Origin of the sequence: Thermococcus sp. MAR1 (genome assembly GCF_012027305.1) — an archaeon.
Classification (GTDB): domain Archaea; phylum Methanobacteriota_B; class Thermococci; order Thermococcales; family Thermococcaceae; genus Thermococcus.
Genome location: NZ_SNUF01000003.1, coordinates 106,521 through 124,062 on the forward strand (window position 1 = coordinate 106,521; position 17,542 = coordinate 124,062).

26 protein-coding genes are annotated in these 17,542 nt (G+C 53.7%); 9 read left to right on the forward strand and 17 right to left on the reverse strand.

From position 1 onward, the window contains the following. The first annotated feature begins 72 nt into the window (after window positions 1-72). The 4 genes from E3E25_RS10780 (at window position 73) to glmM (ending at window position 4,049) form a co-directional block, all read left to right on the forward strand. Window positions 73-1,467 carry a hypothetical protein gene (locus tag E3E25_RS10780; protein ID WP_167893301.1) on the forward strand — a complete coding sequence of 465 codons (1,395 nt, stop codon included), beginning with the start codon at window positions 73-75 and terminating at the stop codon, window positions 1,465-1,467. After that, entirely contained in the window at window positions 1,464-2,204 is a 741-nt protein-coding gene (locus tag E3E25_RS10785) for a hypothetical protein (RefSeq protein ID WP_167893302.1), read from the forward strand. The genes E3E25_RS10780 and E3E25_RS10785 overlap by 4 nt, the downstream gene beginning before the upstream one ends. A gap of 13 nt (window positions 2,205-2,217) precedes the next feature. Next, entirely contained in the window at window positions 2,218-2,601 is a 384-nt protein-coding gene (locus tag E3E25_RS10790) for a hypothetical protein (protein ID WP_167893303.1), read from the forward strand. A gap of 98 nt (window positions 2,602-2,699) precedes the next feature. Continuing rightward, window positions 2,700-4,049, forward strand: a complete 1,350-nt coding sequence (gene glmM / locus E3E25_RS10795; protein WP_167893304.1) for a phosphoglucosamine mutase — start codon at window positions 2,700-2,702, stop codon at window positions 4,047-4,049. Here the strand turns inward: glmM and E3E25_RS10800 are convergent, their stop codons facing one another. The 7 genes from E3E25_RS10800 to E3E25_RS10825 are packed head-to-tail and all read right to left on the reverse strand — an operon-like array spanning window position 4,050 to window position 7,371. Continuing rightward, window positions 4,050-4,616, reverse strand: a complete 567-nt coding sequence (locus E3E25_RS10800; RefSeq protein ID WP_167893305.1) for a metal-dependent hydrolase — start codon at window positions 4,614-4,616, stop codon at window positions 4,050-4,052. It lies immediately after the preceding gene. 36 nt (window positions 4,617-4,652) lie between these two features. Beyond that, window positions 4,653-5,303, reverse strand: a complete 651-nt coding sequence (locus E3E25_RS10805; protein ID WP_240910827.1) for a hypothetical protein — start codon at window positions 5,301-5,303, stop codon at window positions 4,653-4,655. 1 nt (window position 5,304) lies between these two features. Then, window positions 5,305-5,469: a PIN domain-containing protein gene (locus E3E25_RS11695; RefSeq protein ID WP_255496527.1), complete on the reverse strand. Its 165-nt coding sequence runs from the start codon at window positions 5,467-5,469 to the stop codon at window positions 5,305-5,307. A gap of 13 nt (window positions 5,470-5,482) precedes the next feature. Further along, on the reverse strand, window positions 5,483-5,737 hold the full coding sequence (locus E3E25_RS11700) for a PIN domain-containing protein (RefSeq protein WP_255496528.1): 255 nt from the start codon (window positions 5,735-5,737) through the stop codon (window positions 5,483-5,485). Continuing rightward, window positions 5,738-5,962, reverse strand: a complete 225-nt coding sequence (locus tag E3E25_RS10815; protein ID WP_167893306.1) for a hypothetical protein — start codon at window positions 5,960-5,962, stop codon at window positions 5,738-5,740. A gap of 33 nt (window positions 5,963-5,995) precedes the next feature. Next, window positions 5,996-6,574 carry an AAA family ATPase gene (locus tag E3E25_RS10820; RefSeq protein ID WP_167893391.1) on the reverse strand — a complete coding sequence of 193 codons (579 nt, stop codon included), beginning with the start codon at window positions 6,572-6,574 and terminating at the stop codon, window positions 5,996-5,998. Then, complete coding sequence (locus E3E25_RS10825) at window positions 6,571-7,371, reverse strand: hypothetical protein (protein ID WP_167893307.1); 801 nt, start codon at window positions 7,369-7,371, stop codon at window positions 6,571-6,573. The genes E3E25_RS10820 and E3E25_RS10825 overlap by 4 nt, the downstream gene beginning before the upstream one ends. A gap of 108 nt (window positions 7,372-7,479) precedes the next feature. Between E3E25_RS10825 and E3E25_RS10830 the strand changes: the two genes are divergently transcribed. Further along, entirely contained in the window at window positions 7,480-8,076 is a 597-nt protein-coding gene (locus E3E25_RS10830; RefSeq protein ID WP_240910832.1) for a hypothetical protein, read from the forward strand. Window positions 8,077-8,099: 23 nt separating this feature from the next. Here E3E25_RS10830 and pyrI read toward each other — a convergent pair whose 3' ends face one another. Beyond that, window positions 8,100-8,555: an aspartate carbamoyltransferase regulatory subunit gene (gene pyrI / locus E3E25_RS10835; RefSeq protein ID WP_167893308.1), complete on the reverse strand. Its 456-nt coding sequence runs from the start codon at window positions 8,553-8,555 to the stop codon at window positions 8,100-8,102. Then, window positions 8,556-9,491 (reverse strand): aspartate carbamoyltransferase, encoded by a 936-nt coding sequence (pyrB, locus tag E3E25_RS10840; RefSeq protein ID WP_167893309.1) that lies wholly within the window; start codon window positions 9,489-9,491, stop codon window positions 8,556-8,558. 118 nt (window positions 9,492-9,609) lie between these two features. On the opposite strand from pyrB, the gene E3E25_RS10845 reads away from it, so the two are divergent. The 3 genes from E3E25_RS10845 to E3E25_RS10855 are packed head-to-tail and all read left to right on the forward strand — an operon-like array spanning window position 9,610 to window position 11,187. Beyond that, a complete protein-coding gene (locus tag E3E25_RS10845; protein WP_167893310.1) occupies window positions 9,610-10,500 on the forward strand; it encodes a thiamine-phosphate synthase family protein in 891 nt (296 codons plus the stop codon). Then, window positions 10,497-10,823, forward strand: a complete 327-nt coding sequence (locus tag E3E25_RS10850) for a VanZ family protein (RefSeq protein ID WP_167893311.1) — start codon at window positions 10,497-10,499, stop codon at window positions 10,821-10,823. Before E3E25_RS10845 ends, E3E25_RS10850 begins: the two co-directional genes overlap by 4 nt. Then, window positions 10,774-11,187 (forward strand): secondary thiamine-phosphate synthase enzyme YjbQ, encoded by a 414-nt coding sequence (locus E3E25_RS10855; protein WP_167893312.1) that lies wholly within the window; start codon window positions 10,774-10,776, stop codon window positions 11,185-11,187. The genes E3E25_RS10850 and E3E25_RS10855 overlap by 50 nt, the downstream gene beginning before the upstream one ends. Here the strand turns inward: E3E25_RS10855 and E3E25_RS10860 are convergent. From E3E25_RS10860 to E3E25_RS10880, 5 genes are all read right to left on the reverse strand, one after another. Further along, complete coding sequence (locus E3E25_RS10860; RefSeq protein ID WP_167893313.1) at window positions 11,174-12,352, reverse strand: ATP-binding protein; 1,179 nt, start codon at window positions 12,350-12,352, stop codon at window positions 11,174-11,176. The genes E3E25_RS10855 and E3E25_RS10860 overlap by 14 nt on opposite strands. An 80-nt stretch (window positions 12,353-12,432) precedes the next feature. After that, window positions 12,433-12,825, reverse strand: a complete 393-nt coding sequence (locus tag E3E25_RS10865; protein ID WP_167893210.1) for a hypothetical protein — start codon at window positions 12,823-12,825, stop codon at window positions 12,433-12,435. Window positions 12,826-13,179: 354 nt separating this feature from the next. Then, window positions 13,180-13,410 carry a PLDc N-terminal domain-containing protein gene (locus E3E25_RS10870; protein ID WP_167893314.1) on the reverse strand — a complete coding sequence of 77 codons (231 nt, stop codon included), beginning with the start codon at window positions 13,408-13,410 and terminating at the stop codon, window positions 13,180-13,182. Window positions 13,411-13,444: 34 nt separating this feature from the next. Further along, entirely contained in the window at window positions 13,445-14,794 is a 1,350-nt protein-coding gene (locus E3E25_RS10875) for a cyclic 2,3-diphosphoglycerate synthase (protein ID WP_167893315.1), read from the reverse strand. A 190-nt stretch (window positions 14,795-14,984) separates the two neighbouring features. Next, on the reverse strand, window positions 14,985-15,422 hold the full coding sequence (locus E3E25_RS10880) for an aminoacyl-tRNA deacylase (protein WP_167893316.1): 438 nt from the start codon (window positions 15,420-15,422) through the stop codon (window positions 14,985-14,987). 65 nt (window positions 15,423-15,487) lie between these two features. Here E3E25_RS10880 and E3E25_RS10885 point away from each other — a divergent pair, with 65 nt between their 5' ends. Then, window positions 15,488-15,943 carry an alanyl-tRNA editing protein gene (locus E3E25_RS10885; protein ID WP_167893393.1) on the forward strand — a complete coding sequence of 152 codons (456 nt, stop codon included), beginning with the start codon at window positions 15,488-15,490 and terminating at the stop codon, window positions 15,941-15,943. Between the two features lie 2 nt (window positions 15,944-15,945). Here E3E25_RS10885 and E3E25_RS10890 read toward each other — a convergent pair whose 3' ends face one another. From E3E25_RS10890 to E3E25_RS10900, 3 genes are read right to left on the reverse strand one after another with little or no spacing between them, the layout of a single operon-like run. Then, window positions 15,946-16,374 (reverse strand): type II toxin-antitoxin system VapC family toxin, encoded by a 429-nt coding sequence (locus E3E25_RS10890; protein ID WP_167893317.1) that lies wholly within the window; start codon window positions 16,372-16,374, stop codon window positions 15,946-15,948. Further along, window positions 16,359-16,619, reverse strand: a complete 261-nt coding sequence (locus tag E3E25_RS10895) for a hypothetical protein (protein ID WP_167893318.1) — start codon at window positions 16,617-16,619, stop codon at window positions 16,359-16,361. Before E3E25_RS10895 ends, E3E25_RS10890 begins: the two co-directional genes overlap by 16 nt. Window positions 16,620-16,653: 34 nt before the next feature. Then, window positions 16,654-17,445 carry an extradiol dioxygenase gene (locus tag E3E25_RS10900; protein ID WP_167893319.1) on the reverse strand — a complete coding sequence of 264 codons (792 nt, stop codon included), beginning with the start codon at window positions 17,443-17,445 and terminating at the stop codon, window positions 16,654-16,656. Between the last annotated feature and the right edge of the window lie 97 nt (window positions 17,446-17,542).

Consider the following 17,542-nt stretch of genomic DNA (forward strand, 5'->3'; position numbering starts at 1 on the left):
CCTGCTTGTTGGGGCAGTTATAGTTTTCCTCCTGCTCGCGAGGTGGTTTCTGGGGATCCTTCGGAGGTCGGCATGATGTTAAAGAAATCCGTCCTTTTCCTGGGGGTTATGCTATTACTTGCCTTACCCGTTTCCGCTTCCCAGTTTCCGGGGCAGTTGCCCTCGATAACCAAGGAGGAAGCTAACTCCCTTGGATTGATAATCTCCTACGGTAGTGGGGGAGGCGGCTGGGAGGGCTCGAACTACATCAACTCCTACCAGGACTTCATGTGCGCCAACCACAGCCCCGATTACAATAACTACATCGAGGTCATGGTCACATACTACACTGATAACGAGGCCGTGGAGCAGTTCAGCTGGTTCATCAAGCAGGGAAAGAACTACACAGACAGAGAGGAGGATCTCATAGGCTTCTGGAGCGGTGAGAAGGAGGGGACAATATCCTACCACTACGAGTTTAGCGAGGGACCCAAGTACGCTGACCTCAAGTTCGTGTATACCAAGAGGTACTTCAATGGCCACGGGTTCACGTCGATTAAGCACACCTATGTGGCTCTGGTTAACGACCACTACTGGGTAACCGCGGAGGCGTCTTACCAGGAGGGGACAAACGCCTGCAACCTTGAGGGCCTCGCCCCTGTTCTGCTTAACATGTATCTGAGCAGGATACCCAACAGCACGGTAAGGGTTCCGGTGAATGCCTCCGTCGATGCCTCCGGGGGAGAGAGCACTTCGGGAACTGGCCTGAGCCCAGAGGCAGTTAAGAGGATGAAAGATACCAAAGAGAGGCTCAAGGAACTCGGCGAAAAATGGGGCGGCTTTACGGTCATCAAAACGCCGAAGGGGGAAGTTATCAGGGTTGTCAACTCAAACCCGGACTATTCTGGTGGTAGTTCGGTCCTTGGCTGGAAGACCAAGTACTACGGCAACAAGGCCCTCGATACTTTCATCGATCAAGTAGCAAACTACCTTCCCAAGCCACTGGGGCTCTTCAAGGACTACTTCAAGGCCGACAAGGACATCAACGTCTTCTCAGACGATGAAATGGTGAAGAAGACCGCCAAAGACCTGCACGTGGACGAGAGGAGCGCCTCGCTCTACAACGGCATGTCCGACATAGAGAACCGCGAGAAGGCGATGTCGCCCTACAAAAACGCCGTACCTTCAAACATCGGGACGAAGCCGATAGAGATTGCCCTCAACTCGATGGGCGTGGCGATAAAGAAGACCCTCGCCCAGGACTACCGGTGGGAGTTTGAAAAAACTGCGGAGATTGCCATTCGCTACAAAAAGGCCGGCATGAAGTACCGCGAGGTCATCAGGAACACGATAGAGGAGATGAGTGACACCACCATGGGGATGCACAGGGTCAACATGATGAACAGGAACTCCAAAGGCGACTTTAAGAGCCAGGAAGCGAGGGTACGGTTCTACATCAACAAGCTCTTCGAGGAGGGGGTAATATGAAGGGGAAGCTGCTCCTGGTACTCCTCCTAATCGCAGGTGCCTACCTGTACCTCAACTGGGACTTCCAGATTCCAGACGACCTGAGCCCCGAACAGGTCATAGACACCGCCAAGAACGTGACGAACAGCCTTGGAGAGACTTCCGGCGTTACCGAAACCCCGTCCTCCACGGGAACGGAAGGATCTACAACGATAGCTGAGAACGTCACCGTGCTCACCTCTGACAGCGGGACGGTCATTCGGTTCAAAACAGAAGTCATTGACGAAAGCCTGATAGGTGTGGCGTATGCCCTCGCGAAGAAGGAGCATGAAAACGGCTCGGAGAACATCCGGGTGGAGGCTTACTTCGGAGACGAACCCATTCTGGCCCTCACAGTAGAAAACGGCGACTTCGACAACGCTACCTTCGAGGACATTAGAAGGCCGGAGTTCAGGATAGAGACTGACTTAGGCCTCTTCGATGTACTCGTGCACAATGTAACCGTCACGAACGATACAGCGAGTGTTTCCCTTGAGTATCTTGCTGGAGAGGACTCCTTCTGGAGGGACTACGCCAGGATGAGCCTTGCTATACTGGAGGACGCTCCCTGGGTGGAGAGGGTTGAGATCCTCTATCTCGGAGAGAGGAACGTCAGCGTTTCCGTTTCCAGCAACGCTCTCCTGAAGGCCCTCTCCGGAGAACTTTCTCCTGAGGAGTTTGGGGATGCTGTGAAGATAGTCGAACTTGAAAAGGAGTGAAGGAGGTGAGAAAATGGGGATTATCAAGAAACTCGTCGGTGGATTCTTTCTGCTGATACTCATTGGCATTATCGGGGTCTTTGGAATGCAGTACTACTACGAAAACGCCTACGACCAGGTTCCTGTAGAGGTCAAAAGCGAAACCGTCAGCGGAGACGTCTTCTACCTCTCCAACGTCCTTGAGCCCGGAAAGTACCTGATAAAGGCGGAAAGTGAAGGCACAGTCGAAAAGATAAGCATCCTCGACGAGAACGGGAACGTTCTAACGGAATCCGAAGGTGGGAAAATGATTTACGGCTCTTCCCAGAGATTCCAGGTGAGGATAGACTACAAGGCTCCAATGAACGTCGATTCCTACGAGGTTTCCGTGGGTATATACAGGCTCGTGAAGAAGTGAGCTGTTTTTTCTGCTTTCCACTTTGCGTTTCTTCAATCGACGAAAAAATTATAGCTTTTACCTTCTGACTGGTTACATCATTCTCACAGGTGGTCACCATGGGGAAATACTTCGGAACCAGCGGTATTCGAGAGGTCGTCAACGAAAAGCTGACCCCCGAGCTTGCCCTCAGTGTTGGCAGGGCTCTGGGAACTTACCTCGAAACCGGGACGGTTGTAGTTGGCATGGACACAAGGACGAGCGGCGAGATGCTGAAGAGGGCTTTAATAAGCGGGCTTCTATCGGTGGGAATAGACGTTATAGACATCGGTTTGGCCCCAACGCCCCTGACAGGCTTCGCCATCAAGCTCTACGGGGCAGAGGCGGGCGTTACGATAACGGCCAGCCACAACCCCCCTCAATACAACGGAATAAAGGTGTGGCAGGCCAACGGGATGGCATATACTCCAGAAATGGAGGACAAACTTGAGGCCATTCTCGAATCCGGGAACTTCAAAAAAGCTCCATGGAATGAACTTGGAACGCTCAGAAAGGCAGACCCGAGGGAGGAGTACATAGGGAAAGCCCTTGAGATGGTTCACCTCGATAACCCCTACACCGTCGTCATTGACTCCGGCAACGGCGCCGGGAGTATCCTTTCCCCATACCTCCAGCGTGAGCTCGGAAATAAGGTTATCTCGCTCAACTCCCACCCGAGCGGCTTCTTTGTCAGGGAGCTTGAGCCGAACGCTAAAAGTCTCTCGATGCTGGCGAAGACCGTCAAGGCCATAAAGGCCGACGTTGGGATAGCGCACGACGGCGACGCCGACAGGATTGGAGTAGTCGATGACGAGGGAAACTTCGTGGAGTACGAGGTCATGCTCTCGCTTATAGCCGGCTACATGTTGAGGAAGTTCGGGAAGGGCAAGATTGTGACGACGGTCGATGCGGGCTTTGCCCTCGACGACTACGTCAGACCACTTGGTGGGGAGGTCATCAGAACGCGCGTGGGTGACGTTGCCGTCGCGGAGGAGCTGGCAAAGCACGGCGGCGTCTTCGGCGGCGAGCCGAGCGGGACCTGGATAATGCCCGGGTGGAACCTGACTCCCGATGGCATCTTCGCCGGGGCTTTGGTCCTTGAGATGATCGACAAACTCGGCCCGCTGGGCGAGCTGGCAAAGGAGGTTCCGCGCTACGTGACCCTGAGGGCAAAGATACCCTGCCCCAACGAGAAGAAAGCTAAAGCGATGGAGATTATAGCTAAGGAGGCCCTCCAGAGCTTCGACTACGAGAGGCTCATAGACATAGACGGCGTCAGGATTGAGAACTCTGACTGGTGGATCCTCTTCCGTCCGAGCGGAACCGAGCCGATAATGCGCATAACTCTGGAGGCCCACACCGAGGAGAAAGCAAGGGAACTGATGGAGAAGGCTGAGAGGCTGGTGAAGGGAGCAATAGCGAGGGCCTGATCACTTCAATCTCTTCAGCTTCTTTCCTATTATCGCGAAGGTTGCTATGAACGCCACAAGCACGACCCAGCCGAGGTTCTTGCTCGTTTCCTCTGGAATGACGATATAGGCGAAGAGCATAACCGTGAGGAACGTCACTCCAGTAAGGACGACCCCTTCTCCCCTCGTTCCAGTCCTTATCTTCCCCCTTGGGTGAAAGCTTGAGAAGCGGCTCCACTTGATGCCCGAAACCGTCAGCGTATCCGCGAAGAGGTGCGAGACGTAGCCGATGAAGAACGCCACCGCCGGCCAGTAGCTGTTGGTTATCCAGTATGCTAAACCGCCAACGAGGGCCGTCATTAAAAGGGCCGCCTCCACCGTGTGTGTAACACCCCTGTGCTCCACGAACCGGGGCATGACGTTCCCGCCGGGCAGCTTTGTCGATATGTACGACTTGGGGTGGTCTATGTCCGGCATCAGGGCCCCGAAGGCGGCTATACCGATGTCCAGAGGGTTCATGGGGGCTCCAAAGAGAACCGCCGTCAGGTAGAACAGAACCCCGAAAACCACGTGCGTGTACCACATCATGCTGCATCATCCAACGGCTCTTTAGCTTAGGAGGATTTAACGCTTTTGACCGCTTAGGCTCTCTTCTGAGCCTTCTACCCTTGCTCCGTTTCCCTCGTTCCTGTGGCGTGCCGAACCCCCTAGGACATTCCTCAGCCTCTCGATGCTCCCCCCGATGTCGTCCTTATCGAACTCGACGTAAACCGCCTCCGGGAACCTCGCCATTAGAATTTCAAACAGTATTCCGGGCATCTGGACGAGCCGGAAGTTTTGTCCCTCGACTATCTCCCTCGAACGCTTTAGCCTCTCCTCCTTGCTCAGGTAGAAGAACTCCTGCATGGCCCTGTAGGGATAGCCTTCCGGGTCGCTTGAGCTCGTGTGGAAGACGCCACAGGTCGGGGAGCCTTTAACGCCGAGAAAGACGACCTTTTTCGGCCTTTCCTCGGTTATAACCCGCCCTATGAAGTCCGCTATTACCTTCGCCCTCTCGCGCATACCGAGCCTCTCGTAGACCTCTCTGCTTGCCGGTGCCCTTGGCCAGCCAATCAGCTCGTATTCTGGGCAGGGATAGGCCAAAACCTGCCAGTCGTCGCTAAGTTCTCCTATCAGCTCCCTCAAAAGCTGGGCCGTCCTGTACTCCTTTTCCTTCGGCCCGCGGTAGACGTAGAAGGGGCTTAAAAGGCAGGGGGCTATGATGAGGAGGTTCATTTTAATCACCCAGCACTATTTTTGCGAGGTTGCGTGATGTGAGTATTTGAACTTCACTCCCTTTTAGTCCTTCCCTCAGGGCCTTGTCTCCCGTTGCGAGGGGAACGTTGAAAGCTAAAGCCAGCGCTACGTATGGGGCGTCTTTTGGGTCGGGCGTTATTTCCATGGCCCTATCGAGATTATGGGTTCACCTCTTCCTTGGGAACCGTTACAGTTTGGCTTTTGATAATCTCGAGTATCTCAAAGAGCTCGTCTTCGGTGAGTTTCGTGAGGTTGATAATCTTCTTCCACTTTCCTTCAATCTCCTCCCAGAAGAACTCTGGAACGAGAAAATCAACCTTTCTAACAACGTAGTTCCAGGCGAAAATCAGATGAACTTTGCCCCTGCTGTGAAGGGCCGAGAAGACGAGGTTGAAATCTAGGACGACTTCCATCTAACCTACCCCGTACCTCTTTGCGAGATCCTGTTTGAGTTCCTCGGCGAGCTTTTCCGCTTCTTCCTGGCTGAGTTCGCTTTTCTCCGCCAGCTTGATGAACCTGCTGGCTTTCTGAATTCTCTCCTCTATCTCCTTGATTGCCTCCAGCTCTATTCTCCTTCTGAGCGCGGGCGTGAGGTACTTTTCAATCTCGTCCGGTATCTTTACAACTATCTCCCCCATCCTCCCACCACTGGTGTCTCTGTGAAACTCCCTTTAAACCTTCCCTGTGATTTCCCCAATTATCCCCTCGACCTTCTCCCTCAGCTCTTCTAAGGTCCCCTCGTTGACTATCACGTAGTCAGCTAAGCCTTTCAGCTCGCTCGTTTTATATAAGCGCTCCTCGGCGTCGTCCATCTCCTTGAAGTCAGCGAAGCTCTTTATGCTCTTGTCTTTGCTGGCCTTCCTCCTCATCAGGCGCTCGAACCTTATTTCTGGCCTCGCCTCGACGTAGATGACCTTCCCTCCGAGCCTCTTCACTGCCTTTATCTCACCTTCGGAGCGGACGCCGTCTATGACTACCTTTTCGCAGTGCCTCATCTTGTCCACGGCGAGCCTTATGAGTATGTCCTCGCCGTAGGTCTCCTTGAGGCGCTTCCCGAACTCTATGAGCTTGTCTCTGGTGGGCTCGGCCTTCTCCGGCAGCTCCGGAATCCACGAGTATTCCGAGACGTTGTGGGTGAGCAGGTCTATCAGCGGGTCGCTGCAGGAAACCCTGCAAAAGCTCTTCTCCTCGAAGAACTTTGCAACCGTCGTCTTTCCGGCGGCTATCTTTCCAACGACACCGACTATCATCTTCTCCACATCCTCCAGATTAGATTGGCCCCGTCGGTCGATTCCATAAGCCCCTCGTAGGTTAAGTCTGTGATGAACCGGATTAAGGCTTTTTTGTCGTACACTACTGGCCTCTCAAAGCCGAAGAGGTACTTCAGCTCGAAGAAGCCTATGTGAAGTAACCTGAAGGGGTTGAGGAGATAAATCCCCCCTTCGGACTTAAGGCCGAAGGAAAAATCTGCCAGAACCAGCTTTGCTCCCCTTTCCTCCGCGAGGGCGACCAGTTTCCTCTCGTCCGGAAAGAAAACCTCCTCCGGCCCGGCCTCTATCGGCTCGTACTTCAGCCTTGGGAAGGAATATCTTATTCCAACGGCATCGTAGGGAAGCTTCAGCTGCTCGGCAAAGCCGAGCAGGGCTTTCGCGCTGAAGCTCAGGAAGACGAGCGTTTTGAAGTCTCCCATGACTTCCGGCCACTTTCGTGGGGGAAACTTTTTCTCCGCCTCGATTATCGGGAGGAGAAACTCAAGCTCCGTCCCCTTAACCAGCCTCCCGGCTTCCTCAAGCTTCCTTCGCTTTATCTCGAGGTCGAGGTTAGAATAAACCGTAACCTGTCTGACTCCAAGCCTCTCGCGGAGCTTCCCGATGACGAAGCTGTTGCCTATGACGACGCTCTTGTCCGTCCTGTCGTGGGCGATTATGAAGAGTTTGTCGCCTTCTGGGTCGTAGCGAACCTCGTCTATCCTGAATGGGCTCTCAGGAAAGCCGTTCCCGCGCCTTATCTCCCTGACAAGCTCTGATATCTCTCCGACCGTGAACATGGTTCTTCCCTTCTACCTCAAGGAGCGGACTTTTAAGGTTCTCGGCTGGGAATTTGTTCCAAAATACGAACAAAAATTTATAAAATATGGAACAAACTCCCTCCGGTGATGTGGGTGAGGATGAGTTCGAGGGAGATAGCTCTAATCGGTATGATGCTCGGCCTTTCACTGCTCTTTGATGTCATGCCTATTGAGATGCCCACCGTTTGGGGTATGAAGATAGACCTTGTTGCGGTTCCGATTGTAATGGTCTACTTGCTCACCGGATTCGCCGGGGGATTAACCGCGGTTATACTCCTGTTTGCCGGTCTCAGCGTGGTATCATCGGCAAGCTGGCTCGGGGCCATGATGAAGTCCCTCGCCACCCTCTCGGTCATCGTGGGCTTTGAAGCGGCCCGGAAACTCACGCGCTTTGACCTTGGCAATGGGGCGAGGCAGAGGTTCCTCCTGTTTGCGGTGGTTGCCTATCTCGCCGGGATAGCGATAAGGATACCCCTCATGCTGGCCCTAAACTACTACGTTGCCCTTGAGATATGGCTTGGCCTTCCAAGGGAGCAGGTGATTCAGGCCGTCGAGAGCTGGACTGGTGTTCCTTTCTGGGTTGCAATAGGCCTTCCGAACGCGATACAGAGTGCCATTGATGTTTTCGTGGGACTGGCTGCCACGATACCAGTGTTAAGGCGCGTTCCGCACCTGATGGAGTGAAAGACAAAAAATCAGAAACCGGCTCAGAGGTTCCCGAGTATCTCCTCCTCTTCCATCGTCCTCTCGCAGTAGTGGCAGCGCACCTTAAGGGGCTCCCTTGAGACAACGTAGAACTTTGAGACAGTGTACTCGTGGTTGCTGACGCAGTTTGGGTTGGCACAGCGGAGGATTCCTGTTATCTCGCCCGGAACCTCTACCTTGAACTTCTCGGCCACTTTGTAGTCCCGCACTATGTTGACGGTGGCGGTTGGCGCTATTAGTGCTATCTTGTTGACCTCCTCCTCGCTCAGGAACTTACCCTCAATCTTGACGATGTCCTTCCTTCCGAGCTTCCCGCTGTGGACGTTCGAGGCGAGAAGCAGAACGCCGCCGTTCGGCCTGTTTAGGCGGAGTATCTCGATGACCTTCAGCCCCTTCCCGGCCGGGATGTGGTCTATGACGGTTCCCTCTCTAATCGCGGTAACCTTGAGCTCGGCCATTTAAACCCCCTCCAGAACGCCAAGTGTGAGCCCCAAGAGAGCCATTCTCACTGGAACCCCGGAGAAGACCTGCCTGAAGTAGAGCGCGTGCGAGGTTTTATCTACCTCCGGGTGTATCTCATCGACCCTCGGGAGCGGGTGCATTATCCTGAGGCCTTCCCTAGCCCTCTTTAGAACCGCGCAGTTGACCTGGTAGCTCCCCTTCACCTTAAGGTACTCCTGCTCGTCCGGGAAGCGCTCGCGCTGGATTCTCGTGACGTAGAGAACGTCGAGCTTAGGAATTGTTCCCTCCAGGTCGGTCGTCTCGTGGATTCTAACTCCCTTCTCCCGGAGCTCCTCTATGATGTGCTTGGGCATCCTCAAAAGCTCCGGCGAAATCAGGTAGAGCTCGACGTCGTAGAAGGCCAGAGCCTCGGCTAAACTGTGAACGGTTCTCCCGTACTTGAGGTCACCGAGCAGGCCTATGGTCAGGCCGTCGATCCTCCCGAAGGCGCGCTTTATCGTGTAGAGGTCGAGTAGAGTTTGAGTCGGGTGCTGGTTGCTGCCATCGCCGGCGTTGATGACTGGTATATCAGCTACCTCCGCGGCCAGCCTCGCCGCCCCTTCCATTGGATGTCTTAGCACGATGACGTCGCTGTACTGCTCGACCGTCTTTATAGTGTCTGCCAGGCTCTCGCCCTTCTTGACGCTAGTGCTTGCGGCGGAGGAGAACCCAATTACCGAGCCGCCGAGGCGGTGCATGGCGCTCTCAAAGCTCAAGCGGGTTCTCGTTGATGGTTCAAAGAATAGCGTCGCGAGTATCTTCCCCTTTGCGTAGTCGAGTGCGCCCTTCTCATTGAGTTCCGTTTCAAGCCTTTCGGCAACGTTCAAAACGAACTCGATGTCCTCTTTGGAGAAATCCCTAACGCTTATCACGTCCCGTCCTTTCCAGTCCATAAAGCCCTTCCGATGTAAAAATCGATGGGTTTTTAAACGTTTTTTGACATAAAGTTGTCGACGGTAACCCTTTAAACCTCGGTTCGAAGTTTCAATAACTTAGTTTTAGGGTGGTAGTATGAGGACGCCCAGCGTTTACGTGGCCGAGGAGCTGATGCCGTTTCTGAGAGCCAAGATAGCCGAGAGGCTCTACCGAGAGGGCATGAAGCAGTCCCAGATAGCCGAGTACCTCGGCATAACCCAGGCGATGGTCAGCAAGTACCTCTCAGGCAGGTACAAGGTTCCTCCCGAGGATGTGGTCCAGAGGCTGGAGGATATTGCCAACGAGGTGTCCAAGTTCATTCTCTTCGGGGGACGCCGTGAGGATGCCGTCCTTCTCGTGGCGAGGAGACTCTTCGAACTTTTCCAGAGCGGCTTCCTGTGCAGGTTTTACGCTGAATATGCTGGAGTGGGCGAGGACTCGTGCAGGTCGCTCTTCTCTGTAACACAGGGAAGGAGGGAAATACTTGAGGTTCTGAACATGGCTCTCAGCGAACTGATCAAAAACGAGAGGTTCCCGGAGCTCATCCCAGAGGTCAGGAGCAACTTTGCGTACTCCCTCCCATCCCCGCGGAGCATCGAGGACGTTGCGGCGATTCCTGGGAGGATAACGGCCGTCAAGGGAAAGGCCTTTGCTCTGCCGCCGGAGTTCGGTGCCAGTGAGTTCATTGCCAGAATACTCCTCAGGCTCGCAGGTATCAGACCCGAGGTACGGAGCGTTCTCAACATCAGGTACGGCCGCGACATAGAATCCGCCCTGACTGAGGCCGGGTTCAAGATTGGGAAGGTTAAAACCGGTGGACTGAGCGAAGAGGAGGCCGTGAGGGCTATAGCCGACGTCTTCAGGCAGGATGCCTACGACGCAGTCGTTGACGTGGGCGGCCTTGGGGTCGAACCGCTGGTCTATATATTCGGCGAGACGCCTTTCGACGTCGTTGAGAAGCTCAAAAGGCTGGTGGGGAGCCTTTGAGGAGATTTCTCTTCCTCTACCTGCTCCTTCTTCTGTTTCTGAACCTGACGCCGAGGGTTCCGTCATCGCCCGTAGCCAACGGGGATAAGCTGGCTCATCTATTTGAATTCGCGATCCTGGGCTTTCTCGGATGGCGTTTGTGGACCTACATGCTCCCGTTGCCGGTTCTCCTGGAGTTTCTTCAGCTCTTCGTTCCGGGGAGAACGTTCTCCTTCGCTGACATAGGCGCAAACCTAATAGGCTTCACCCTTGGACTCATTGCGGGGTGGTTGCATGAAGGTTCTCACGAGGGAACTGAGGTTTCAAACGAAGGGGGAGATTGACCTTGTGGATATAACCCGTGAGGTGGAGAGAATCGTCGAGGAATCCGGAATCGAGAACGGCCAGGTTCTGGTATTCGTTCCCGGAGCGACGGGCGCGATAGTCACGATAGAGCACGAGTCCGGCCTTCTTGAGGACTTCAAGCGGGCTTTGAAGGAGCTTATCCCAAAGGGCAAAGGCTACCTCCACGACAGGATAGACGACAACGCCCACAGCCACCTTCGTGCCACGCTCCTCGGCGCGAGCGAGTGCTTCCCCGTCGTTGACGGCAGGCTCATGCGCGGAACCTGGCAGCAGATTTTCTTCGTCGAGCTGGACGTGATACCGAGGCACAGGCGCGTTATAGTGCAGCTCATGGGAGAATAATGTCGAGGAGGAAAAAGGGCACGTCCTCCTTTTCGAGCACGATAACGTTTTTTGGGTATCTCCTGTGGGCTTTCCCGGCCTTCACTTCAACTTTTAAGTCTCCAACTGTTGCATCGACTTCGTAGGAATTCCTGTAATAGTAAACTTTCCCGAACCTCCGGTATAGGTGCTCTTGGATGACCCATTCGTACAGCGCCTCCTCCCTAAGCTCTGCTCCGCTCCAAGTGGAGAAAAGCCTTGCCAAAAGCGGGTCGCGGAAGAAAAACTTCTTCTCCCGCTTGTAGAGCACCTGCTCTCCCTGCCTGAGGTACGCTATTCCGAGAATGTACAGCTCGACAAAGAACTCTATGTAATCCTGAACCACCTTGTAGGAGTAGCCCGAGGTCATCCCAGCCAACGCTCTGAAGCTCGTAGCTGAAGGGGCGCTCCTTATTATTGCTGAAAAAGTCTCTTTCGCTATCTCCAGACTCTTTCCGAAGCGAACGAGTTCTCCGATATATGCCCCGAGAAGGTCGTCCATTGGGAGGCCGTTTATTGCTCCCGGAAAGCCTCCTGTTTTTAGGTACTTCTCAAAGAGTTTCAGCGTCTTTTCTCCCTGAAGTCCTGGCCTTTTCAGACCCATCACTTCGACGTATTCCTTGAAAGAGAGCGGCATGACATCAATGGTATTTCCCTTCCCTCTTCTTCCGGGGAACAGCTCTATGTCTCGCTTCACCTTTAGGGAGCTTGACCCAGTAACCGTGACAACGTCGTTCTCTAAGAGACCAGCATCAATGAGTGGCTTTAGGCCGCGCCACCATCCGTCAAGTGATGAGGCCTCGTCGAGGAAGATGTACCCCCTTCTGATTCTTTCCCTTTCCTTCAGCTCATGAAATTCTCTCAGCAGGGCTGAAAGCTCTCTATAGTCTGGGAGGATTTCAACGTTGATGTAGAGAACTGCCTCTGGAGGGTTCTTCTTGAGGAGATCCTGGATGAGGAGCTTTATACCCGTCGTCTTCCCAACCTGTCTCGGGCCGAGGACGAAGTTGAGCGAGAATGGCTCAAGTGAGAGCTTACCAATCCATTTTGGCCACCAGCGGATTCTCTGCTCTCTCCAGCGCCTCGCGTGGTAGTCCTCCTTTCCCTCCCACCAGGGGTTCATGTAAGTCAAATCCCCGAGCCTCATACCAACACCTGAGAAGTTGTAGTTCTCAAAGATTTATAAAGGTTGAGAAGTGTGGGTTCTCAGGGTTTAAAAATGGAGGCCTAAATCTTGATCGCCACTTCTGCTTTGCCCTTGTTGAGCTGGAGCAGGAAGAGCTTTTTGCTGTAGTCTCTGTACCTAAGGTACGAGATTATCCAGAGGATGAAGCTGAGGAATGCGGCTATTGAGAATACGGCCGTTGAAATCGTCGTGAGCCAGTGCGGTGGAGCGTAGAACATCATAATCGAGTTAATAATACCAAGTAGAATCCAGTATGCAAGAAAGTTCACGAATAGTGCATAGGCCCTGTTCACGGCGAGCTCATGAGCTTTAATGAGCTTTTCTTCTTCAGACAGGTGGGAATAACCAGAACCGGAATAACATTTGGAGAGGATTTCGGCCGGATCCATGCCTTCGATGAAGTCCCCTAACGACTCGATCAACCCTAGTACCATTAAACCCCCATATGCCACAGCGAGGCTTGCTATTGCAACTTTGGTACCACCGTATATATCCATCATCTCATTTCCATAAATACCCAGAGGAATGACTGCCCCAATAGCTGCAAAAAATATAAGAATCCCACTCTCCTCCAGATCAAATTTTGAAATCTGGTTGCATAAGTTGCCCATTCCCTCCTCCCTCCGGGTATTTATAGATTTCCCTCCTCCCGGAGGGTATAATACTGGAGGGCAAACGTAACTCGGTCGTGGCCGGGAGAAGAGGTGAAAAGGGGGTAATAACCCGCCCAAGTTCATCGGCTCCGCCTTCGGCGGCACTCCCCGGGCAGAGTGTGTTGGTCATCATGCCTAAAAGGCTTCCGGTTCCCTTTCGTAGCGATGCTCGCGCTTGATGACGAAGTAGTAAATCGCCGCGCCGATTGGCCCGAGGAGGAAGGCGACGGTTATCCAGATGACCTTTTCTGTGCCCGGCATTCTCTTCTGCCTGGTCACCGAGTCGAGGGTCACCCAGACGATTGAAAAGAGAGTGAGCAGGCTGTAGAGGAACAGAAGAACTCCCGTGTAGTCGGCGTTTGACATGAAAACCACCGGAAGAAGATGGAAAAGAGAAAACTCACTCCTTCTTGAGCTTCTCGCACTTCTCGACGAACTCCTTGAGCACATCTTTGAGCTTCGGCTCGCCGATCTCCTCAAGCTCGTAGCGGACGCGAACGGCCGGCTTGTTGAGCTTCATGACTCTCCTAAGGTCGATTGGGGTGCCCATGATGACGACGTCAGCGTCAGCCCTGTTGATGGTCTCCTCAAGCTCCTTGATCTGTTTGGCGCCGTAACCCATGGCCGGCAGGATAACGTCGAGGTGGCTGTACTTCTTATAGGTGTCAATTATTGAGCCAACGGCGTAGGGCCTCGGGTCGACTATTTCCTTAGCCCCGTACTTTTTGGCGGCGATGTAGCCTGCACCGTACTTCATGCCTCCGTGGGTGAGGGTCGGGCCGTCCTCAACCACCAAAACGCGCTTGCCCTTGATGAGCTCCGGCTTGTCGACGTAGAGCGGTGAGGCACCGTCGATGACGATGGCGTTCGGGTTGACCTTCTCGATGCTCTCACGGACCTTCTGGATGTCGTCCCTGTTGGCGGTGTCGATCTTGTTGATGATGATAACGTCAGCGGCGCGGAAGTTGGTCTCACCTGGGTGGTACTTGAGTTCGTGGCCGGGCCTGTGCGGGTCGGTAACGACTATCCAGAGGTCCGGCTCGTAGAACGGGAAGTCGTTGTTTCCGCCGTCCCAGAGAATTATGTCTGCCTCCTTCTCGGCCTCGCGGAGGATCTTCTCGTAGTCAACGCCGGCATAGACGACCATGCCCCTGTCGATGTAGGGCTCGTACTCTTCCCTCTCCTCGATGGTGCACTCGTACCTGTCGAGGTCCTCGTAGCTGGCGAAGCGTTGGACGATTTGCTTTCTGAGGTCGCCGTAGGGCATCGGGTGCCTTATCGCGACGACCTTGTAGCCCATCTCCTGGAGGATCTGGGCGACCTTCCTGCTGGTCTGGCTCTTTCCACAGCCAGTTCTGACGGCGGTAACTGCTATGACCGGCTTGGTGCTCTTGAGCATGGTGCTCTTCGGGCCGAGGAGCCAGAAGTCGGCGCCAGCTGAGTGAGCGCGAGAGGCCAGGTGCATGACGTGCTCGTGGGAGACATCGGAGTAGGCGAAAACGACGACATCGATGTTGTGTTCCTTGATTATCTTCTCAAGATCGTCCTCGCTCCATATCGGAATTCCGTTCGGGTAGAGCTCGCCGGCAAGCTCGGGCGGGTAGATCCTTCCCTCGATGTCAGGAATCTGAGTGGCGGTGAAAGCTACCACCTCGTACTCAGGGTTGTCCCTGAAGAACGTGTTGAAGTTGTGGAAGTCCCTACCTGCGGCACCCAAAATGAGAACCCTCTTTCTCTTCTTTTCGGCCATGATGACCACCTCAAAAGTTTTTAATCTGGCACTGGTGTATCGTTTTTGGCATTTATAACGGTTTTTGTTTAATGGTGCAAGCTTCTGGCGGGGATTATTCGGTGGAGACTTAAGTGAACTGAAAAACATTCAAGCGCCGCTGGATAATCCCCGTTTGAAGTTTACCTGTCGAGTTAATAACCTGATCGGGTTATTCCCTAACGTCCATTATCTCCGCCCGCTGGTACTCGGTGATCCTTTCGGGCCTTATCCTGAGGAGCCTGTCGATGGCCCCTCCCCCGCCGATGACGTGCTCGTTCTCCAGAACCCGCGGATCGATTATCGTCCTGAGTGGCACTCCGACTGGAGGAACGCCTCCGACCTCGTAGCCAGTAAGCTCCCTGACTTCCTTCGCTTTGGCGAACCTGCACTTTCCAAATCTCTCCTCCAACTTTGGTAGGCTGACCCTCGACTCGCCGTCAACTATGACGAGAAGGGGCCCGCTCTCGCTTATGATGACGAGCGACTTTATAACCTGCTTTCTGGCAACGCCCGCCTCCCTTGTGGCCTGCTCGACGGTCTTGACCGGCTTCCCAATCTCGAGAATCTCGGCCCCCAGTTCCTTCGCGATCTCCTCGATTCTTTTCATACCAACACCCAATCCTAGTACGGCGCAACCGTTAATAAGTCCTCCGAGAAGATAAAACGATGCCTATGCCATCGTTGGAGGTTAGAACCCACACCGCTCTTCACGTCCTCAAAGGTGCAGTTGTGAAGGTTCTGGGTGAAAATGCCAAGTGGACGGCGAGCGTTTACGTGGACGGAAACCATGGACGGCTGACAGTCAAGTTCGACCGGAAGCCGACGCCCGAAGAGGTTAGAGAGATAGAGCGCCTTGCCAACGAGAAGGTTAAGGAGAACGTCCCGATTCGGGTCTACGAGCTTCCGCGGGAAGAGGCCGAGGAGCGCTTCGGAGAGGACATGTACGACCTCTTTCCTATCCCGCAGGATGTGAGAACCCTAAAGGTCGTCGTCATCGAGGGATGGAACGTCAACGCATGCAACAAGGAGCACACATCAACGACGGGCGAGATAGGGGAGATAGAAATCAGGAAAGTTCGCTTCAGGAGGAGCAAGGGACTGCTTGAGATAAGCTTTGACATCATATAATCTCAGGGGACCATAACGAAGCCGTGGACCGCGAAGTCTCTGTCGAAGGTAAAGGCTTTCCTAATTCCGAGCCTCTCCATTATCGCGAAAGCTAAACTGTCAAAGAGGTCTATCCCCGGCTGGTCTCGGTACCTGAAGAAGAGCTCCCAGGCTCTCGTCCAGTCGGCTTCGTTCTCCTTTTCTATGAATATAAACCTGCTCGCCGTGTAGAGCCGGTACTGCTCCTCGGCTATGTCCTTTCCAACGTGCTTCGCAACGCCGTTCAGGAACTCCATCAACGTTGGTCTCCCAATTACGAAGACCGAGCCCCCTCTGACGGCATCTCTGAAGAAGCTTAGCGCCCTTTCGTGCTCCGGGTCGTCCCTAACGAGAAGGGCTATCATGGCACTCGTGTCCATGTAGAATAGCTCGGGTTTCAATGGCTTCGCCATTCAACCACTCCCCAGTCCTCATCGTGGCTGGTCCTTTTGCCCTTCAGTGATACAGCCCCGAAGGCCTCCCATATTGGGTCTTTTGAAATCTCTTCCTCGGTTAAATTTGCATTTTTTCGCAGGTACTCTTCTATTGCATCCCGCAGGATTTCCTTTATGGGTCTTTTTTCCCTTAGGGAGAGGGCCTTGAGCATTGAGTAAAGAATTTCATCTATCTCAGTCTGAACATGCTTTGTTGATGACATGGAACCACCATGAACATGTAAACTCATTGTGCATTTAAACCTTCCTCACCCACAGCGCCCCCGCCATGCCGAAGTAGGTCGGACAGGCGTAGGCCGAATCTTTAAGCTCGAATTCGGCCTTCCTCATGGTCCCGAGCATTATGAGCATTTGCCAGTAGCTGTCAACCAAGGCATTCCTCACGAGCTCCTCGGGGATTTTTAATAGCTCTTCAAGGCGGTTCCCGTTAATCAGCTTCATGATGAGCCTGTCGTAGGTTTCGCTCTCCTTTCTCAACCCGTACGGCCCGTTCTCGTCGTGTGCATGTCCGTGGTCTGCACTGATTATCAGCGCAATTTCCTCCTCTTCCCTCTCGAGAACCTCCCCAAGGATTTCGCCGAACTTTACTAGCGTTTCCCTGCTCACTCCTCTCGTTGGGGTTATGAGAACGAGGGGCTTCTTCTCAAGGAACTGGAGCGGAATCAGCTCCCCCCAGCTCAGTGGCCATCTCGAATACTCTCCCCTCAGCGAGGCGAAGTTCAAATCAACGACCGGCATTCCAGCGTCTTTCTCCGTCCTGTAAATTTTCTCCGCCAGCTCTCTGTCCGTTTTCCACTCGCCGGGCAGTTCCTTTCCTTCGAAGGATAGCCATGAGACGAGGTGTTCCGCCATGACCACTCCAAGGTGGTCGCTCATACGGGCGTTGTGGGGGCTTACCAGAACATAGGCATCGGTTCCTTTGAACTGCTTTCCGATTTTCCTCAGAACATCTGCGAGCCTTCTTGTCTCTTCATCCTCTGGCTCTAAAACCGGGTTTCCGTGGGGCATCAGGCCAACTCCAGTGAGCATGGTATCACCAAGGAATTGAGGGCTGTAACGCTTATTATTTTTCCGATACGAACAGAATTACCATGATATACTCAAAGAGAACAGTCACAAGTCATAA